The organism is Leuconostoc sp. (assembly GCF_965300815.1).
In genome coordinates, this window is sequence record NZ_CBDKZH010000029.1 from 1 (window position 1) to 15979 (window position 15979).

General features: G+C 44.5%; 18 protein-coding genes and 1 tRNA gene. 4 read left to right on the top strand and 15 right to left on the bottom strand.

Features of this window, described 5'->3' with window-relative positions:
• Window positions 1-123: 123 nt before the first annotated feature.
• Window positions 124-1221, top strand: coding sequence for a M24 family metallopeptidase (locus ACW12G_RS03240; protein ID WP_029509057.1), 1098 nt, complete (start codon window positions 124-126; stop codon window positions 1219-1221).
• A gap of 46 nt (window positions 1222-1267) precedes the next feature.
• Here the strand turns inward: ACW12G_RS03240 and ACW12G_RS03245 are convergent, their stop codons facing one another.
• The 13 genes from ACW12G_RS03245 to ACW12G_RS03305 all read right to left on the bottom strand — a co-directional run bounded on the left by ACW12G_RS03245 (window position 1268) and on the right by ACW12G_RS03305 (window position 10583).
• Window positions 1268-1993 (bottom strand): CPBP family intramembrane glutamic endopeptidase, encoded by a 726-nt coding sequence (locus ACW12G_RS03245; protein WP_095652408.1) that lies wholly within the window; start codon window positions 1991-1993, stop codon window positions 1268-1270.
• A 2-nt stretch (window positions 1994-1995) separates the two neighbouring features.
• On the bottom strand, window positions 1996-2226 hold the full coding sequence (locus ACW12G_RS03250) for a hypothetical protein (RefSeq protein WP_147000696.1): 231 nt from the start codon (window positions 2224-2226) through the stop codon (window positions 1996-1998).
• Window positions 2210-3043 (bottom strand): Cof-type HAD-IIB family hydrolase, encoded by an 834-nt coding sequence (locus ACW12G_RS03255; RefSeq protein ID WP_455646436.1) that lies wholly within the window; start codon window positions 3041-3043, stop codon window positions 2210-2212. Before ACW12G_RS03255 ends, ACW12G_RS03250 begins: the two co-directional genes overlap by 17 nt.
• Window positions 3044-3095: 52 nt before the next feature.
• A complete protein-coding gene (locus tag ACW12G_RS03260) occupies window positions 3096-3554 on the bottom strand; it encodes a SprT family protein (RefSeq protein WP_189428748.1) in 459 nt (152 codons plus the stop codon).
• Window positions 3554-5068 carry an ABC transporter permease/substrate-binding protein gene (locus ACW12G_RS03265; protein WP_455647259.1) on the bottom strand — a complete coding sequence of 505 codons (1515 nt, stop codon included), beginning with the start codon at window positions 5066-5068 and terminating at the stop codon, window positions 3554-3556. Before ACW12G_RS03265 ends, ACW12G_RS03260 begins: the two co-directional genes overlap by 1 nt.
• 103 nt (window positions 5069-5171) lie before the next feature.
• Window positions 5172-5651 carry a GAF domain-containing protein gene (locus ACW12G_RS03270; RefSeq protein WP_455647260.1) on the bottom strand — a complete coding sequence of 160 codons (480 nt, stop codon included), beginning with the start codon at window positions 5649-5651 and terminating at the stop codon, window positions 5172-5174.
• Between the two features lie 73 nt (window positions 5652-5724).
• A complete protein-coding gene (locus ACW12G_RS03275; protein WP_155835350.1) occupies window positions 5725-5877 on the bottom strand; it encodes a hypothetical protein in 153 nt (50 codons plus the stop codon).
• Between the two features lie 149 nt (window positions 5878-6026).
• Complete coding sequence (locus ACW12G_RS03280; RefSeq protein WP_455646437.1) at window positions 6027-6275, bottom strand: acyl carrier protein; 249 nt, start codon at window positions 6273-6275, stop codon at window positions 6027-6029.
• 42 nt (window positions 6276-6317) lie between these two features.
• Window positions 6318-7370: a phosphate acyltransferase PlsX gene (gene plsX, locus ACW12G_RS03285; protein WP_455646438.1), complete on the bottom strand. Its 1053-nt coding sequence runs from the start codon at window positions 7368-7370 to the stop codon at window positions 6318-6320.
• Window positions 7371-7492: 122 nt separating this feature from the next.
• Window positions 7493-8875: an amino acid permease gene (locus ACW12G_RS03290; RefSeq protein ID WP_029509049.1), complete on the bottom strand. Its 1383-nt coding sequence runs from the start codon at window positions 8873-8875 to the stop codon at window positions 7493-7495.
• A gap of 406 nt (window positions 8876-9281) precedes the next feature.
• Window positions 9282-9355: transfer RNA gene (locus ACW12G_RS03295), tRNA-Lys, on the bottom strand.
• Between the two features lie 168 nt (window positions 9356-9523).
• Entirely contained in the window at window positions 9524-10108 is a 585-nt protein-coding gene (gene rpoE / locus ACW12G_RS03300) for a DNA-directed RNA polymerase subunit delta (protein WP_455647261.1), read from the bottom strand.
• Window positions 10109-10133: 25 nt separating this feature from the next.
• Window positions 10134-10583, bottom strand: coding sequence for a DUF1934 domain-containing protein (locus tag ACW12G_RS03305; protein WP_455647262.1), 450 nt, complete (start codon window positions 10581-10583; stop codon window positions 10134-10136).
• A 149-nt stretch (window positions 10584-10732) separates the two neighbouring features.
• On the opposite strand from ACW12G_RS03305, the gene ACW12G_RS03310 reads away from it, so the two are divergent.
• From ACW12G_RS03310 to ACW12G_RS03320, 3 genes are all read left to right on the top strand, one after another.
• Window positions 10733-12088, top strand: a complete 1356-nt coding sequence (locus ACW12G_RS03310) for an HD domain-containing protein (RefSeq protein ID WP_019041234.1) — start codon at window positions 10733-10735, stop codon at window positions 12086-12088.
• An 87-nt stretch (window positions 12089-12175) separates the two neighbouring features.
• A complete protein-coding gene (locus ACW12G_RS03315) occupies window positions 12176-13888 on the top strand; it encodes a cation:proton antiporter (RefSeq protein ID WP_455647263.1) in 1713 nt (570 codons plus the stop codon).
• Window positions 13889-13951: 63 nt separating this feature from the next.
• Window positions 13952-14239: a hypothetical protein gene (locus tag ACW12G_RS03320; RefSeq protein ID WP_243129792.1), complete on the top strand. Its 288-nt coding sequence runs from the start codon at window positions 13952-13954 to the stop codon at window positions 14237-14239.
• A gap of 38 nt (window positions 14240-14277) precedes the next feature.
• Here ACW12G_RS03320 and miaA read toward each other — a convergent pair whose 3' ends face one another.
• Both miaA and ACW12G_RS03330 read right to left on the bottom strand, forming a co-directional pair.
• Window positions 14278-15171 carry a tRNA (adenosine(37)-N6)-dimethylallyltransferase MiaA gene (miaA, locus tag ACW12G_RS03325; protein ID WP_455647264.1) on the bottom strand — a complete coding sequence of 298 codons (894 nt, stop codon included), beginning with the start codon at window positions 15169-15171 and terminating at the stop codon, window positions 14278-14280.
• Complete coding sequence (locus tag ACW12G_RS03330; protein ID WP_048700138.1) at window positions 15164-15919, bottom strand: glycerophosphodiester phosphodiesterase family protein; 756 nt, start codon at window positions 15917-15919, stop codon at window positions 15164-15166. Before ACW12G_RS03330 ends, miaA begins: the two co-directional genes overlap by 8 nt.
• Between the last annotated feature and the right edge of the window lie 60 nt (window positions 15920-15979).

Below are 15979 nucleotides of genomic sequence, written 5' to 3' on the forward strand. Positions count from 1 at the left end.
TTGCAAACGCTTACAAGGCTATATCGTCAAGTTTTCATCATTGTTTCTGTTTGTTACAAGAAAAGACACTTTTTTGTGAAAGTGTTAAAATGGAAATAATACATTTTAACAAAGGAGCGATAAATGACTAATCAAAAACTCACGACACTAACACAATGGCTCACGGACCAACAATTAGATGGTGCCATCTTAACAAATTTCCATAGTGTGGCCTATCTTTCGGGGTTTGAATCTGACCCCATGGAACGTGTCCTCGCTTTGGTTATTTTCGCTGACCACGAGCCGTTTCTATTCGGACCAGCCCTTGAAGTCAATAGCATGAAAGCCAGTGGCTGGACTTACCCAGCCTACGGCTATGATGACCAAGAAAATCCTTGGGCCAAGTTGGCACAACATATCCGTGCGCAATCTCACGGTACCGCCTTTGCCATTGAAGCGGATAATTTAACTGTCACCCGCTACAACGCCTTACAAACTGCTTTACCAGATGTCACACTACAAGAGGACATTACGGCTGAAATTAATCGGTTACGTTTGATTAAAACACCTGATGAAATTCAACACATGTTAGCGGCCGGCCGTGATGCTGATCGCGCTTTTGAGATTGGTTTTGCTGCCCTCGCTGAAGGCGTTACCGAATTAGGCGTTGCTGCCAAATTGGAATATGAACTCAAGCTTTCTGGTGTGCCAGGCATGAGCTTTGACACGTTGGTCCAGTTTGGCGCACATGCCGCTGATCCCCATGGGGCGACATCATCACGCCAGTTACATGCTGGCGAAATGGCGCTATTTGACTTAGGCACTATGACTGAGGGTTACGCCTCTGACGCAACGCGTACAGTTGCTTTTGGCCCCATCAGCGACCAAGCTAAAGCTATCTACGACGTCACCCTTGAAGCCCAATTGGCTGCGCAATCTCAGGCCAAAATTGGCATGACCGCTGGTGAACTAGATGCCATTGCCCGTGATATTATTACAAAGGCCGGTTATGGTGATTATTTTGTCCACCGCCTCGGCCACGGTCTTGGTGCTTCTGTCCATGAATACCCTTCAATCATGGCTGGCAGCGATTTGGTACTACAAGAAGGGATGGTCTTCTCGATTGAGCCAGGCATTTATATCCCTGATGTTGCTGGTGTCCGAATTGAAGATTCTGGCTATATGAGTCCCGATGGGTTCGTCCCTTTCACACACACGCCAAAAACATTACAACAATTCTAAAACAAAAGACCCTAACACAGCCGTTAGGGTCTTTTTCAGTGTTGCATTACCGGAAAACTTGTAAGATAAGCGGTAACATAGACAGCGCATTATTCAAGAAATGGATAGCAATGCTATCTTGAATATTACCAGTCTTTTTGTACACATAAGCTAAAACCATCCCCATACTCATGTACAAGGCATAACTCAATAAGTCGGGCAAGTTCGTTGGAATATCACCCATGTGTGGGAAGGCAAATAACAAACCAGACAAAATAATGCTGGCCCACCACCAACTGTGACGGAAAAAATAATTAACCACTAACCCACGAAAGACAATTTCTTCAACGACGGGCGCTAAAAATACCGCATAAATCAACATCCCAACCATGGTAATGTTGACCTGCGACACGAGCGCTTCAATAGCCACTTGATTTTCAGTATCAACACTGCCAGTAACAGCCATTCGGATCATATTAATCCCATATTCTAGGCCAACCATGACAAAAAACATGCCGACAATATACCACAGATGACGCCAATCACGGATATTTGGTTGGTGAAAAACTGGTTGGCGCGTCGTCTTTTTCAACAATCGATACGCCAGGTAGCCTAACACGCTATAGCTCACTAACATCAAGCTCACATACAGGAGTTGTTGGCCAATGGATTGCTGCGAATTGGCGGCCACTAACAAACTTGGCGTTAAGAGTAACAAAAAAGCCAGCCCGATAAAATTAAACAGGCGTCGACCTAATGATTTAGGGTTTGGATTTTGGGATAAATCAAGCAAAATTATTCATCATCCTTTTCTTCATGTAATAACTGTTGTCGCCGAGCCAGCCAAAATAACCAAATATAACCCACGTTGACGAGGACAAAAAAAACAACCGTCAGACCTAACGTTAAGGCTAATGACCAATGCTGCCAATCACTCACCAGAAATAGCGTCAAAAATAAGATAATCGCTAGTCCGCCAAGTAAGAATCGTGCAAGCAACAGCGCTAATTTATGATTTTTGGGCATAGTGCTGAATAAAATCGGCAACTGCCGCTTCGTTATTGGTTGTCGTTAACACAACATCAGCTAAGGCTTTAATTTCCGGTTTGGCATTGGCAACAGCCACACCAACACCGGCGGCTTTAATTTGTGCTGCATCATTCAAATTATCACCAATCGCCGCTGTATCGTCACGGGCAATGCCTAAAATATCGGCTAGCTCTAAGCCTGTTACCCCTTTATCAACGCCCTTCGGGTTAAACTCAACGTATCGGTTTGAACTAAAGGTGACCAACATCTCATCGCCAACAACGGCGGTCACCGCATCAGCGATTGCCTGTTGGACAGCAGGATCGGGATGTTCAAAAATAACCTTCATAACAGGGCCTTCGTTGGCCATAAAGCTCAAATCGGTTGTCGTGATTTCAGTATAAGGCACTTGTCGCTCTGTCATGTAACGTTGATCGGTGGCTGAGATATTGTAAATGTACAAGTTATCGCGCGTATAAACGTGCGTGTCGACGACATCGTTTACTTGGCCCAAATCAAATATTTTTTGGGCTAATGTCAACGACATGCCGTGTTCAACAACAATTTCTTCCTGACCATCTGGGGCAATCGCCACAATAGCCCCACCATTATAGGACACAACGTATTGCGTTGTTTTGTTAAGGCCAAGTTGTGCTAACGTCCCATAAACAGACTTGTATGATCGGCCAGTATTGGGTACAAAATAACCGCCATTTTGGGTAAAAGCCTGAATAGCTGCGATATTTTCTGGATGGATTGTCCCGTCATCGTTGAGTAAAGTTTCATCAAGATCCGATAGAATAAGTTGTATCATATGTCACTCGCTTTCTCGTTACTGATGTCTTTATTATACCTGAATGTTGCCACTAAGAATTGGGAACTTCCCCAAGCAACCGTAACGTCCCATGACATTGGCCACAGCGGTACTTGTCGACTTGAATGCGTCGCTGTCTGGTTAGCACATGACCATTGCAACACTGATAACGCCACAGACGTTTTGGCTTGGGCGCTGTTGTCACCGCTAATTTGGGGGCATAGCGCGCGCCACCGACTGCTGCCAGTAACTGCTTAAAGTCACGATCACGATGCCGGTAACCTTGATGTTGCAGATGCAAATGATAATGCACTAATTCATGTTTAATAATCCCATCAAATTCAGGTAGCGCTGCCATTTTCGGATTAAACTCGAGATGGTGACTATGCGTAAAATAACGCCCACCAGTCGTTTTTAAACGGGCATTAAAGGTGGCTTGATGTTGAAACGGTCGACCAAATGCTTGTTGCGAGAGCAACATCACGCGCTGTTGTAATTCTGCTGGTGTCATCATTTCAGTAATTTGTGTGCTTTCAAATAATTAATGGCGACTTGCTCTACCGATTGATGGTTGACATTGACCGCATAATTCATCGTTTGCATCTCTTCATTGGTGATGTGACCTGCCAATTGATTCACCGCACGCACAATTTCTGGGTGCGTTTTGGCAAAATCTGAGCGCATCAGACCAACTCCTTGATAAACTGGGAAAACATGCCGATCATCAGCCAACACCTTCAAATGATATTGCTTTAATTGTGAATCAGTCGTGTAAGCATCGACCACTGATACTTGCTGTTCACGCACAGCTTGATAACGCAGTGCTGGGTCCAAACTCACCTTGGGTAAATTCAACCCATACGTCTGCTCAATTGCCGGCATGCCATCAGGTCGATCTAAGAATTCTGCCGTCATCCCTGCCTTGGCATGCGGGAGGTGCTGCAAGTCCCCAATTGTTGTTAAATGATATTGCTTGGCCAAATCTTGCGGTACGGCAATCCCATACGTATCGTTGAATTGCATGGGTTGCGTTATCGTCAGCTGTTGTGCTTGCGCAACCTTTTTAGCAGCTAAATAAGTCGTTTTGGCATCAGCACCTACTGGTAAAGTCACTGGCGGTTTGGCCAGCGTTGCGGTGATCGTACCGGTAAATTCTGGATAAAGATCAATCTTCTTGCTAGTCAACGCTTCATACAGAAAGGTGGTCACCCCAAAATTTGGTTTTAAAATCACCCGCGTCTCTGGTTGCGCTTGTTTAATCAATGCCGCATACATGTGAATTAGAATTTCTGGTTCGGATCCCAGTTTACCCGCAATGGTAATCGTCTGGGGGGCTTGTCTTTGCGGTAATAACGGCGCGACACTACCACCAATAAAGAGCACACTCAAACCAACCAACACCACACGGCGCCAAGTTTGCTGCAACTTGGCAAGCCACCGAACGCCAAAACTACCAACTAACGCTAAGGCCGCTGATGCAAACGCCCCGATTAAAATAAGATCGGTATTATTCCGGTTAATACCAAGCAAAATGAAATCACCTAAGCCACCAGCACCAATCAGCGCCGCTAAGGTAGCTGTCCCAATAATCAATACAATGGCCGTCCGTAGACCGGCCATAATACTTGGCTGTGCCAATGGTAATTGGATTCGTCGCAAGACCTGTCGGCGAGATAACCCTAAAGCACGACCCCCATCGCGGACATCTTGATCAACCGCCGTTAACCCAAGATAAGTATTTTGAAAAATTGGTAATAACGCATAAATCACCAGGGCAATTAATGCCGCAGGTGCCCCAATCCCCACCACAGGAATCAGTAATCCTAAAACTGCCAGTGACGGCAAGGTTTGAAAGAGACCCGTTAGTTGTAATAACCATTCTGCGTAGCGCCGATGATTTTCAGCCCAAATCGCCAATGGTATCGCAATCAGTGCCGCAATCACGAGTGCGACGACTGTTAATTGAATATGTTGCCATAGCGCTGTCACGAATTGATCGTGACGCGTCATGAGTGTTTGCCACATGTTTGTTACCCTTTTATGTACGGTTATGTGTCTTAAACACACAAACCTCAAGGCGCATGATAATGCGCCCTGCCCCTAATTTAATATTGTTGCGTTATTGGCACTATTTGACATAGGCTAATAACGTTTGCACAAAATGTTCTAAGTTCGCACGATCTTGTGCCGAGAAACGCTGACGCGTTGGTGAATCAATGTCTAAGACGCCAAGACGGCGCCCATCAGCTGTTGTCAATGGGATCACAATTTCAGCGTTTGAATTAGGATCGCAGACAATATGATTGGCAAAGGTGTTCACATCATCAACCACCACGGTTTCTTGGACACTAAATGCGTGCCCAACAACCCCAGCTTCTGGTGCAATCAACGCAACTGCTGGCTTGCCCAGAAATGGGCCAACAACTAATTGATTTTGAGTGTCATCATAAAGATAGAACCCAACCCAGTTAATGTCGGCAACGTTTTGATATAAAATAGCCGCCGCATTGGCATAGTTGGCCATTGGGAAGTCTTGGCTCCCCTCACCTTGAATCCAAGTGTCAAGTAACTGAGAAATGAGTGGTGCTGGTGATTGAACTGCTGACATGTTTTTTCCTCCAAAGATGCTGTTTTAGTTGTGGTCATCATTATTGTATTAAAAAAGCGTCGCTACACGAACGCTATGATTCGTATAGGGACGCTGCTTGCGTGGTACCACCCATGTTCGTAGTGTTAACTACCTCAAAAAAATCCGCTGCCTTTTGGTCAGCACGATTAGGGAAGATAACGGTTCCCACCGATCGCTTAGCTTGCACTGCACGAACGTGTGTCATGAGTTCATCTTCACATTGCCAAAGTGGCTGTTTTCACCAAACACAGCTCGCTGGACACTCCAACAACATTACTCTTCTCAACACATTAAAAATGATTAACTTGAAAATCAGTATAGCTTAATGTCGCACGCCTGTCAAATGACTAATTTTTAATTTTGATGTGCGACGATATAGTCAACTGTTTGTTGTAACGTCACCAAGTTTTCAGCATCTTCATCTGAAATGCTGACGTTAAACATATCTTCGACTTCTAACACCAATTCAACAAAATCAATTGAATCCGCATTAACATCCGTCAAAAAGTTTAAATCTGGCGTCACCGCTTCACGCTTAATACTAAAACGCGTTGCAATTTCATCTGCCATCATGTTATAGATTGCTTCTTTTTCCGTCGCCATGTGTTATTCTCCAATATCTCTTCAAATCGTCACAGCTCGCTATTAGCCGTTAACTTGTGTACTTAAAGCTTCTTTTCCAGCTTGTAATTCGTCTTTGTGTGCTGCAATAAACGTTTCAATATCTGGCACCAATTGGTGGTCCAACATGGTCTTAATTTGCCCGATTGTGTTGGCCACTGCCGGTGCCTTCGCTGAACCGTGCGTCTTAACAACAGGCGCCTTCACACCCAAAATAACTGCGCCACCGGCTTCATTATAATCGAGTTGCTTTTGCACTGTCTTAAAGGCAGGCTTTAAAAGCACGCCACCCAACTTACCACGCACACCGGCAGCCATAATTGCTGCTTTAAGTTGCTTAAGCATCATTAAAGCAGTCCCTTCTGTTGCTTTCAAAGCGGCGTTACCAGAGAAACCATCCGCCACAACAACATCAGCAGTTCCGGCCAGTAATTCACGGGCTTCAATGTTACCTAAGAAGTGAAAGGCTGTCGTGTCTTTCATCAAAAGATGGGCTGTTTTATGCACTTCATCGCCTTTATCTTCTTCCGCGCCATTATTCAACAAGCGCACCGTTGGATCTGCAATGCCAAGGACATGTGAGGCATAGAAGCTGCCCAAAATACCATATTGGTAAAGATGGGCTGGTTTGCTCTCGGCATTGGCGCCTAAATCCATAAAGACAAATTGATCATGTGCCCCACCAAAACTCGGTAAAGCCGTTGCCAAAGCCGGTCGATCGACCCCTTTGATCCGACCCACCAAGAAAATGGCACTGGACAACAACGCACCAGTATTGCCGGCACTAAACAAAGCATCGGCCCGGCCATCTTTAACTGCCAAAGCTGCTTGCACCATTGATGAGTCCTTTTTACGACGCATGGCTTTGACAGGTTCATCCCCCATCTCAATCACTTCTGTTGTAGGGATCAGTGTCAAGCGCTCCCAGTTTTGAACCAGTGGCTTGACCGCTGATTCAGTGCCAAATAGCAGAAATTCTAGTTCAGGGTAGCGGTCACGTGCCAGCTCAACCCCTTTGACAATTTCAAGCGGGGCGTAATCGCCACCCATGGCGTCTATTGCGATTTTTTTAGTCATCTATATCGTTGGTTGCTGGTCCAGCCAATTTTTGACCGATATGACCTAGCAACCCTAGCCTCCAAATTTCAATCTTTATCTATTTTATCATTTTTCACGACCAGCCGCCGAAGATATTCTGATTATTGCTTGGCTGATTTGTGATGGGTGATGAAGAAAACGACCGACATCACCAGCAAAAAGGCTAGGCCAATGAGTAGTGGTATCCGTGTTTCTGGATTAATCACCATGTAAACCAATGTCAGCACAAGCATCGCAATGGCAAAGTAATTGGTGTACGGTGCCCAAGGCATCTTAAACGGATGTCCTTCCAGCAAGTTCGGATTGTCACGCTTAAATTTAATCTGGCTAATCAAAATGACAAACCATGGCACCATACCTGGCAACGTACTTGCCGAATAAACGAGCACGAAGACACTAGAGCTGCCGCGCCAAAAGAGTGGTAATAACGCATTAAGCACAATCCCAATCAAAATACCACCTGACATCGCCAACACTGGCAACGTTGGTACACGATGCTTTGACAGCTTCAAAAACTTTGGCGACAATTCCTTGTTCAACGCCAGCGTGTAAAGCATGCGACTTGAACTAAAAATACCAGAGTTCAAAGCAGACATGGCAGCTGTTAGCATCACAAAGTTAATGATACCCGCAGCAGCAGTAATGCCGACACGTGAGAACGTCTCCACAAAGGGTGAGCCAACTTGATCTAACTTATCCCATGGATAAATCGTGATGATAACAAAAATAGCACCAATGTAGAAAATTAAAATACGCGCCACAATTGACTTAATGGCTGACACAATCGCGTGCTTCGGATTTTGCGTTTCCCCAGCCGTAATCCCGATAATTTCAATCCCTTGATAAGAGGTCATGACAATTGACAAGGCAAACATAAAGCCTTTTAAGCCACCAGCAAAGAATGGGCCATGCGTCCACAAATTAGAAAAACCAATGGGATGCCAATTATTCCCGAAGCCCAGCAAGATTACCATAAAGCCTAAAATGATCATTAAAATAATCGTGACCACTTTGATCATTGAAAACCAAGTTTCCATATTCCCATAAGCTTTCACTGTGGCCATATTTGCTAAGGTCAACGTTACCAAGACGACAACCCCAGTGACCCAAATTGGCACACCTGGGAACCAGTAATTCAGATAGACGCCGACGGCAATCGTTTCTGAGACCCCAACCGTCAACCACTGAAAGACATTCGCCCAGACGGTTAAATAACCGGCTAGTGGATGAATATATTTTGTTGCATAGTTGGCAAATGACCCGACTGTTGGATCAACAAATAACATTTCCCCTAGCGCTCGCATCACCAGGTATAAAACAAATCCGGCCAACGCATAGGCAAAAATAACTGACACACCGGTCCATTTAATCGTCGCCGATGATCCCATAAACAAGCCGACCCCAATCGTCCCGCCCAAGGCAATCATTTGCATTTGATTTGACGATAAATCTCGGTTTAACTCTCTGTTTCGTTTATCTAACATTGCTCTTTCCTCACACTTTTCCCTCATTGCACGTACGGCATAAAAAAAGCGCCCCTAGAACCTAATCTAGGGGCGCTTTTGCGCGGTACCAACCCAATTTCAAGTCTGTCTGTTGACAAACCACTTAAAGCAATTGGGGTAACGGCCAATTACACCGACAATCCTTTCAGTCTGCACCTAATCAGATTATGCATCAACGGTAGTTAGTCCACTAGTCCCTTCATCATTTTCACCAACCATGATGTCTCTACTAAGGTAACCTAGTAACCCGTCCGTCTCAACGCTTGTATCAATAATACTATGATTCAATTTTTTTTGCAATGTCTTTTAAACAAAAAGAAAAGCAAGTAACAAAGTTACTTGCTTTTCCTGGAATATCCCAAAGGTCACCTGATAGTTAAATCAGTGCTCCCTCTCGGACTCGAACCGAGGACCTTGGGATTAAAAATCCCCTACTCTAACCAACTGAGTTAAAGGAGCAAACATGCCGTAGCACATTTATATATATTACAGATGTTGCGCCAAAAATGCAACCCTTTTTCAAAAACTTTTTTATTACATTTTTAATACATCATCGAAACCCGTTATTTTAGGCGTCCAACATGGCAATAGCCACAAAAAAAATGCCGTTAACACGGCATTTTAATATTACTTATCAATATCACCGTCGCCCAAATCATCAAGATCATTTGTGCCGGCTAATTCTGTTAAGTTATCATCAATTGATTCATCGTCACCAACAATAATGTCTGTTTCGTCATCATCGTCTTCAACTTCAATTTCAGCGTCGTCAACGTCCACGTCGACTTCTTCTTCAGCAACTTCACCAAAGTCTTCGTCTTCAGGATCGTCATCGTTATAATCGATCACATCATCATCTGCTGCTGCGTCCGCAAAGACGTTAACCTTCTTTGCTACCTTCTTACGCTTTGGTGTGTCATCGTCATCATCCATTTCATGGATTGATTCGTCAATGGCATCAACTGGATACCAGGCACGCAAGCCCCATTCATTGTTACCAAGTGAGATGAATGAGCCATCTGTATTTAAGTCGGTATAAAATTGTGAGAGACGTGACCGGAACGTCTCCGCATCAACTGCCAAAAAGTCCTGAATTTCTTGAACCAGTGAGCTAAATGGCATAACTGTCTTGTGCTCTGCCAAAATTGCAGTTGCAATTTCAACCAATGCTAATTCTTCTTTTGGGTGATTGCCTAATTGTGTGAGTGCCATAGTGCACGTCCTTTCGAGTTTCTAACTAATTAAGTTTACTAGATTTGGCTTGGAATTGCAACCGTAACGCGTATTCGCCAACAATCTGGTCATTAGCAATGAGCTGATAGTCAATTGCAATTTTGCCTTGTGCCTTTTCCGGGTCGATTGCTGTCTGTAACTGGGTCGTATAAGTGGCCAAATGCATTTGCCCCGCCGGTGTTTGATAGAAAGCTGGCACCTGTTGGTCCAGCACAAAAACCAGTTGAGTTTGTTGTCCGTCACCTGTTCGGTGCAAGCGGACACTGTCTGGTTCAGATTTAAATCGTACTTTGGTTTGTTGTTCTGCAATGTTTTCCGTATAACGTAAGTAAACATGGTCATTTTTAACCAACAACTCCCCCGCGGTGTCAAAATTAAACGTCTCGACGTCGTCATCTTGACGAACAGTTGTTGTTAATGATAATTGCACCATTTGTTTTTGTGTTTGTGACATAGTTCCCCCCTTAGACTCAGGTCATACGACACACTAGCCTATTTTGTGTCAGCCGGCGGTTGTGTGACACATCTGATAATCCGCCGACATTTTTCATTCATTTCGTTAATTATCTATTATAATATAAGAAAGGTCAAAAGGGACAAATGATGTTAACAGATAAATTACACAACGAGAAGGTCCTACGCGACCCCATCCACAAATTCATTCACATTCAAGATCGTGTGATCCTTGATCTCATTAATACGACTGAATTTCAACGCTTACGACGAATTCAACAGCTTGGGATTACCAGCGCTGTTTTTCACGGTGCCGAACATTCACGTTTTGGCCATTCTGTTGGTGCCTATGAAATTGCCCGTCGCATTACCGAGCATTTTGAGCAATATTATGCGTCCACTTCACCAGAAGATGGCCTCTGGGATACCAACGAACGGCTCGTGACGTTATCTGCTGCCCTATTGCACGATATTGGACATGGTGCTTTTTCCCACACTTTCGAACATCTTTTTAACACCGATCATGAAGCGATGACCCAAGCTATTATTACCGGTGACAGTGAAATTCATACCGTATTGGCCAGTGTCTCCCCTGATTTCCCCAATAAAGTGGCCAGTGTTATCGCTAAAACTTATCATAATCCACAAGTCGTCCAACTGATTTCCAGTCAGCTTGACGTCGATCGCATGGATTACCTCCTACGCGATGCTTACTATACTGGGACAAAATATGGTGAATTCGATATTGACCGCATTCTACGCACGATGAAACCAACCCCAACAGGGATTGGCTTTGATATTGCTGGGATGCATGCGGTGGAAGATTATGTCGTGAGTCGCTATCAAATGTATCTGCAAGTTTATTTCCATCCCGTATCACGTGGAATGGAAGTTTTGCTGGAACATTTACTGCGGCGTGCACAAGAACTTTACCGCACCGAATCGAGTCAAAATACCAGCACGTTTGGCCCCTTACTCACGCCATTATTTAACGGTGAACAATTATCGACCGCAGACTATTTACGCCTAGATGACCATGTTTTTATGGCTTACATTGCGATGTGGCGCGATCACCCAGATAAGATTTTATCTGATTTATCCCGTCGTTTCCTCGATCGTCGACCGTTAAAATCGATTGTTATTGACGATAATACCGCACCACTTTTAGAAGAATTGGAACAATTAGTGGCCTTTACTGGTTACAATCCAGTTTATTACACAGCTAGAAATGACGCCTATGATCTTCCTTATGATGACTATAAGCCGAATGTGGCTAAGCCGCGGACACAGATTGAATTTATTTTAGATGACGGCTCACACCGTGAATTGTCAGAGTTATCCCCCTTAGTTGCTGCCATCAAGGGGAAAGCCTCACTAGATCAGCGGTTCTTCTTCCCTAAAGACATGTTAAGCATCGAACCAGATGATTTGTTTGCGGACACCTTTAAAACTTTTCGCAGCTATATCCATAATAATGCCTTAACAATCCCTAATCCGGAAAGTTAATCTGTCAGACGTGCCAATTGCCCAATTTGCACGTTTTTTAGCATCGACCAGCATGCCTTGACCATTTTAAAATCTTGGAGATTGCCTATGAATACACTGACTGTTGTATCCCTATTACTGATTGGTATCATCAGTACCAATATGATTAAACAATTTATACCCAAACTGCCAGAAACATTTATTTTTATTTTAGTCGGGATTGGCTTATCTTTTACCCCGACATTTCATCATTTTGAACTCGAACCAGAATTTTTTATGTTGGTGGTGATTGCCCCGCTGATGTTTTTAGATGGCCAGCAGCAATCTTTTGCTGTCATTAAAAAACGCTTTCGGATGATTTTTACCCTGTCTGTCTTGTTGGCGGCCGTTTCTGCGATTGCCGTCGGTTTCCTCTCTAGCTGGATTGAATCCGCATGGCCGTTGCCATCAGCCATCGCCTTAGCAGCCATCGTTGTCCCAACAGACGCTGTGGCCGTTAAATCACTTACCGCTGGAACAGAAATGCCAACTGGTGTTAACAATGCCTTAGAACTCGAATCATTATTTAACGACGCCACTGGTTTGGTCATCTTAGATCTCGCCCTATCTGTTTTAAAAAATGGCCATTTATCCCTATTTGAGGGTCTCGCGCACTTTGTTTTTGTCGTCGGTGGTGGGGTCATTATCGGCATTATTGGTGGTTTTGCGATTGTTTGGGTCCGCAGCAACATTACTTTCAGCACACTCAACCCTGACACAACCGTTATCACAATTAGCTTACTGACACCTTTTGCCATTTATTTATTAGCTGAAAGTGCCCAAACATCCGGTATTTTAGCAGTTGTGGCAACGGGTATTGTCCATAATTGGGAATCACGGAAGCTCAAGCTAACATCAACTAACGTGCAATTAACGCAGACCACAATTTGGCAAATGATTGCCACTTTGCTCAATGCCGTTGTCTTTTTGTTATTGGGTATTGCTTTGCCAACTGTTTGGCAAGAAATCACAGCAATTGGCTTTGTCGCCACATTACAACTCGTTGGGTTAGCCATTTTGATCTATCTGTTGATGTTTGCGGTCCGCTTTATCTGGGCAACCTATCAAAAACAAGGCCAAGCAAAGGAATTTTTTGGCCCACAACACACTAAAACACACACATTCAACGCGCGTGTTTTTGCTACCAGTGGTGTCCACGGTACCGTGACTTTGGCAATGGCCTTCTCCCTACCGCATATAATTGGGCAACAGCCGTTTCCTTTTCGCGAACAGTTAATTATTGTAGCGACTATAGTCATTTTGCTCAGTATGATCGTCTCGGCAGTGGCATTACCACTGATTTTACCCAAAAAGCAAGTAACCTACACGCAGCAACAACTCATAGCAACGCGTAATGCCATGGTTGATTTTGCCATTTTACAAATCAGACAACAAATGACTGATCAACAAGCCCGTGAAACGGTAACGAACTATCTTCAATCACAAAAAGGTTGGCACGCTACCGAAGACAAACAGACCGTGACAGCCGCCTACCAGACCTTATTTAGTCAAACACAAACCTTTATTGCTAACTATCTTCAAAGCCAACCCGTCATGACGGCTTATCCTGATCACGTGATTTTGGCCTATCAGAAAATTATGACCCTTCTGATGCAACAACATGACAGCGAGGCGCATGGTTGGTCAAAATTACGACAGAACATCAGTCGTCGACTACGTCAGTTAGTGCGCCGTTGGCAATGGCAACGATTACAGGCACACTTCTTAAAAACACACCCAGCAGCGCAACAAACAGCCGATAACCCACAACATGCCGCTTAGCAAGCACTCATCACCGATTTACTTGCTTTAAATGATGCGGTTGACACTACTGTCAATGCCCATTTGGATGATCTCTTACAGGCCCGTGTTGACCAAAAGCAGGATACCCATGATATTCATCTCGTCCGCCGTGCGTTTAATCACTATTTTGCCCGCGTGCGTCGCGATTATGACACCAGTCAACCACCTGTTGATAGTCAATGGTATATCCAAGCCTTCCAGGCAGAATACTCGTTTGTTCAACAACAAGTCGCAACGGATAAAATTCCAGTTGCTTTAGCAACTGCACTGTATACTGAAATTAACCAGGCACAATCACTCCAGTTGCAACAAACACAACTTGAAGCATAAAAAACCACGCCATGTGTTGTCACATGGCGTGGTCCTTTTTACTCTGATGTCGCTAACCACGTTGTCAACCAGTCTGACAACGTCGTGGCCGCATGCTGACCTGGTAACCAAATCAAGCCAGGAATTTGATGCCGCAAATAAGTCAATTGGCGTTTTGCATAACGGCGCGAATCTTGTTGCATTTGCGCAGTGGCTTCCGCGAGTGTCACATTCCCAGTTAAATACGGGAAGAATTCTTTATACCCAATGGCTTTACCAGCTTGAATGGTTTCACCACCCGCCGCTAAAATCCGGTTAGCCTCATCAAGCACCCCTGCTGCTAACATTTTCTCGGCGCGGGCGTTGATCCGCTCATACAAAACCTCACGTGCCCAATCCAAACCCACCACGAAGGCCTCATAGTTTGGTCGTGCTGGTTGCGCATCGTGTTTGCCATGCCGTGCAATTTGGATGGCGCGGATAACGCGTTGTTTATTGTTTAAGTCAACCCGTTCAGCCAACGATTGATCTAATCCCTGCAACATTGCGACTAAGTCAGGTAACGCCTCAGCTTGTAAGGCAGCCACTTCCGTCACATCACTCGCCACATACTCTAGTGGTTGCGCGCCAAGTAGGGCCTTCACATAAAAACCAGTCCCGCCAGCAATAATCGGTAATTTCCCCCGTGACACAATATCAGCAATCGCTTGATCCGCTTGCGCCACGAAATCCGCGACTGAAAAGTTAGCTGTCACATCAACAATATCAATTAAATGATGCGGCACCAATGCTTGCTCCTCTGGACTCACCTTCGCTGTACCCACATCTAACGTCCGATAAATTTGCATGGCGTCAGCAGAAATAATTTCGCCATTAAATTGTTGCGCCATTTTAATGGCCAAATCACTTTTACCAGAAGCGGTTGGCCCTGCAATTACGACAATTTTAGTCATGCTGCCCTCCTTGCATTTCTTGACGAATGCGCGTCGCCAGCGCCACGTTATTGGTAATCAAACCCCGTAACCCCGCTTTAAACACTCGGCGCATATCAGCTTCGTTGTCCACAGTCCAAACACGGGTATGCCAATTTGAGCGCCAAAAAATTTTCGGCTTATGCTTTAAAATACGCATATCGACATGGACATAATCAAAGACCCCACGCCATTTTAACCAATAGACCTTATAGCCGCCCCATACCGCTAGCGCTGCGATATCAGCTGTTGGCGCTAACCGACGAATGGTCTTTAGGGTCTCCAAGTTAAAACTTTGATAAATAATTGGATAACTTGGCTTAAACTCAGCCACCAACGCTAAAATATCAGCCTCAATACCTGGATAGTCCTGATGATCTGTCTTAATTTCAATCAGTAACGTTTTAGCAAAATGTTGTGCTTGCAAAAACGTTAAAAATTCCGCAAAAGTTGGCACCGTCACGCCGGGCATTTTGGGGTCTTTATATTGGCCGGCATCTAACGCTTTAATCTCAGCTAAAGTCAGGTCTTTGACAAGACCAGTCCCGTTCGTTGTGCGATCAACCGTTTCGTCATGAATCACGACAAGGTGGCCATCTTTGGTCCGATGCAAATCCATTTCGAGCATATCAATGTCATACGCCAAGGCTGCTTCAAACGCTGGTAATGTATTTTCGGGGGCCACCGCGCGATAACCGCGATGCGCAATAATTTGTGTTTGTTTTGTCATAATTTTTATTATACTAAATTCATTTACAAATAAGGCAAAATAGTTGATAATAGACTTTAG

What these genes read in the sequence shown, in the direction of transcription:
- ACW12G_RS03330 (WP_048700138.1), bottom strand. Translation starts at nt 15,919, where the DNA reads ATGACAAAACAAACACAAATTATTGCGCATCGCGGTTATCGCGCGGTG.
- ACW12G_RS03240 (WP_029509057.1), top strand. Translation starts at nt 124, where the DNA reads ATGACTAATCAAAAACTCACGACACTAACACAATGGCTCACGGACCAA.
- ACW12G_RS03265 (WP_455647259.1), bottom strand. Translation starts at nt 5,068, where the DNA reads ATGTGGCAAACACTCATGACGCGTCACGATCAATTCGTGACAGCGCTA.
- ACW12G_RS03310 (WP_019041234.1), top strand. Translation starts at nt 10,733, where the DNA reads ATGTTAACAGATAAATTACACAACGAGAAGGTCCTACGCGACCCCATC.
- ACW12G_RS03270 (WP_455647260.1), bottom strand. Translation starts at nt 5,651, where the DNA reads ATGTCAGCAGTTCAATCACCAGCACCACTCATTTCTCAGTTACTTGAC.
- ACW12G_RS03275 (WP_155835350.1), bottom strand. Translation starts at nt 5,877, where the DNA reads ATGACACACGTTCGTGCAGTGCAAGCTAAGCGATCGGTGGGAACCGTT.
- ACW12G_RS03260 (WP_189428748.1), bottom strand. Translation starts at nt 3,554, where the DNA reads ATGACACCAGCAGAATTACAACAGCGCGTGATGTTGCTCTCGCAACAA.
- ACW12G_RS03250 (WP_147000696.1), bottom strand. Translation starts at nt 2,226, where the DNA reads ATGCCCAAAAATCATAAATTAGCGCTGTTGCTTGCACGATTCTTACTT.
- ACW12G_RS03305 (WP_455647262.1), bottom strand. Translation starts at nt 10,583, where the DNA reads ATGTCACAAACACAAAAACAAATGGTGCAATTATCATTAACAACAACT.
- ACW12G_RS03255 (WP_455646436.1), bottom strand. Translation starts at nt 3,043, where the DNA reads ATGATACAACTTATTCTATCGGATCTTGATGAAACTTTACTCAACGAT.
- ACW12G_RS03280 (WP_455646437.1), bottom strand. Translation starts at nt 6,275, where the DNA reads ATGGCGACGGAAAAAGAAGCAATCTATAACATGATGGCAGATGAAATT.
- rpoE (WP_455647261.1), bottom strand. Translation starts at nt 10,108, where the DNA reads ATGGCACTCACACAATTAGGCAATCACCCAAAAGAAGAATTAGCATTG.
- ACW12G_RS03290 (WP_029509049.1), bottom strand. Translation starts at nt 8,875, where the DNA reads ATGTTAGATAAACGAAACAGAGAGTTAAACCGAGATTTATCGTCAAAT.
- ACW12G_RS03315 (WP_455647263.1), top strand. Translation starts at nt 12,176, where the DNA reads ATGAATACACTGACTGTTGTATCCCTATTACTGATTGGTATCATCAGT.
- miaA (WP_455647264.1), bottom strand. Translation starts at nt 15,171, where the DNA reads ATGACTAAAATTGTCGTAATTGCAGGGCCAACCGCTTCTGGTAAAAGT.
- plsX (WP_455646438.1), bottom strand. Translation starts at nt 7,370, where the DNA reads ATGACTAAAAAAATCGCAATAGACGCCATGGGTGGCGATTACGCCCCG.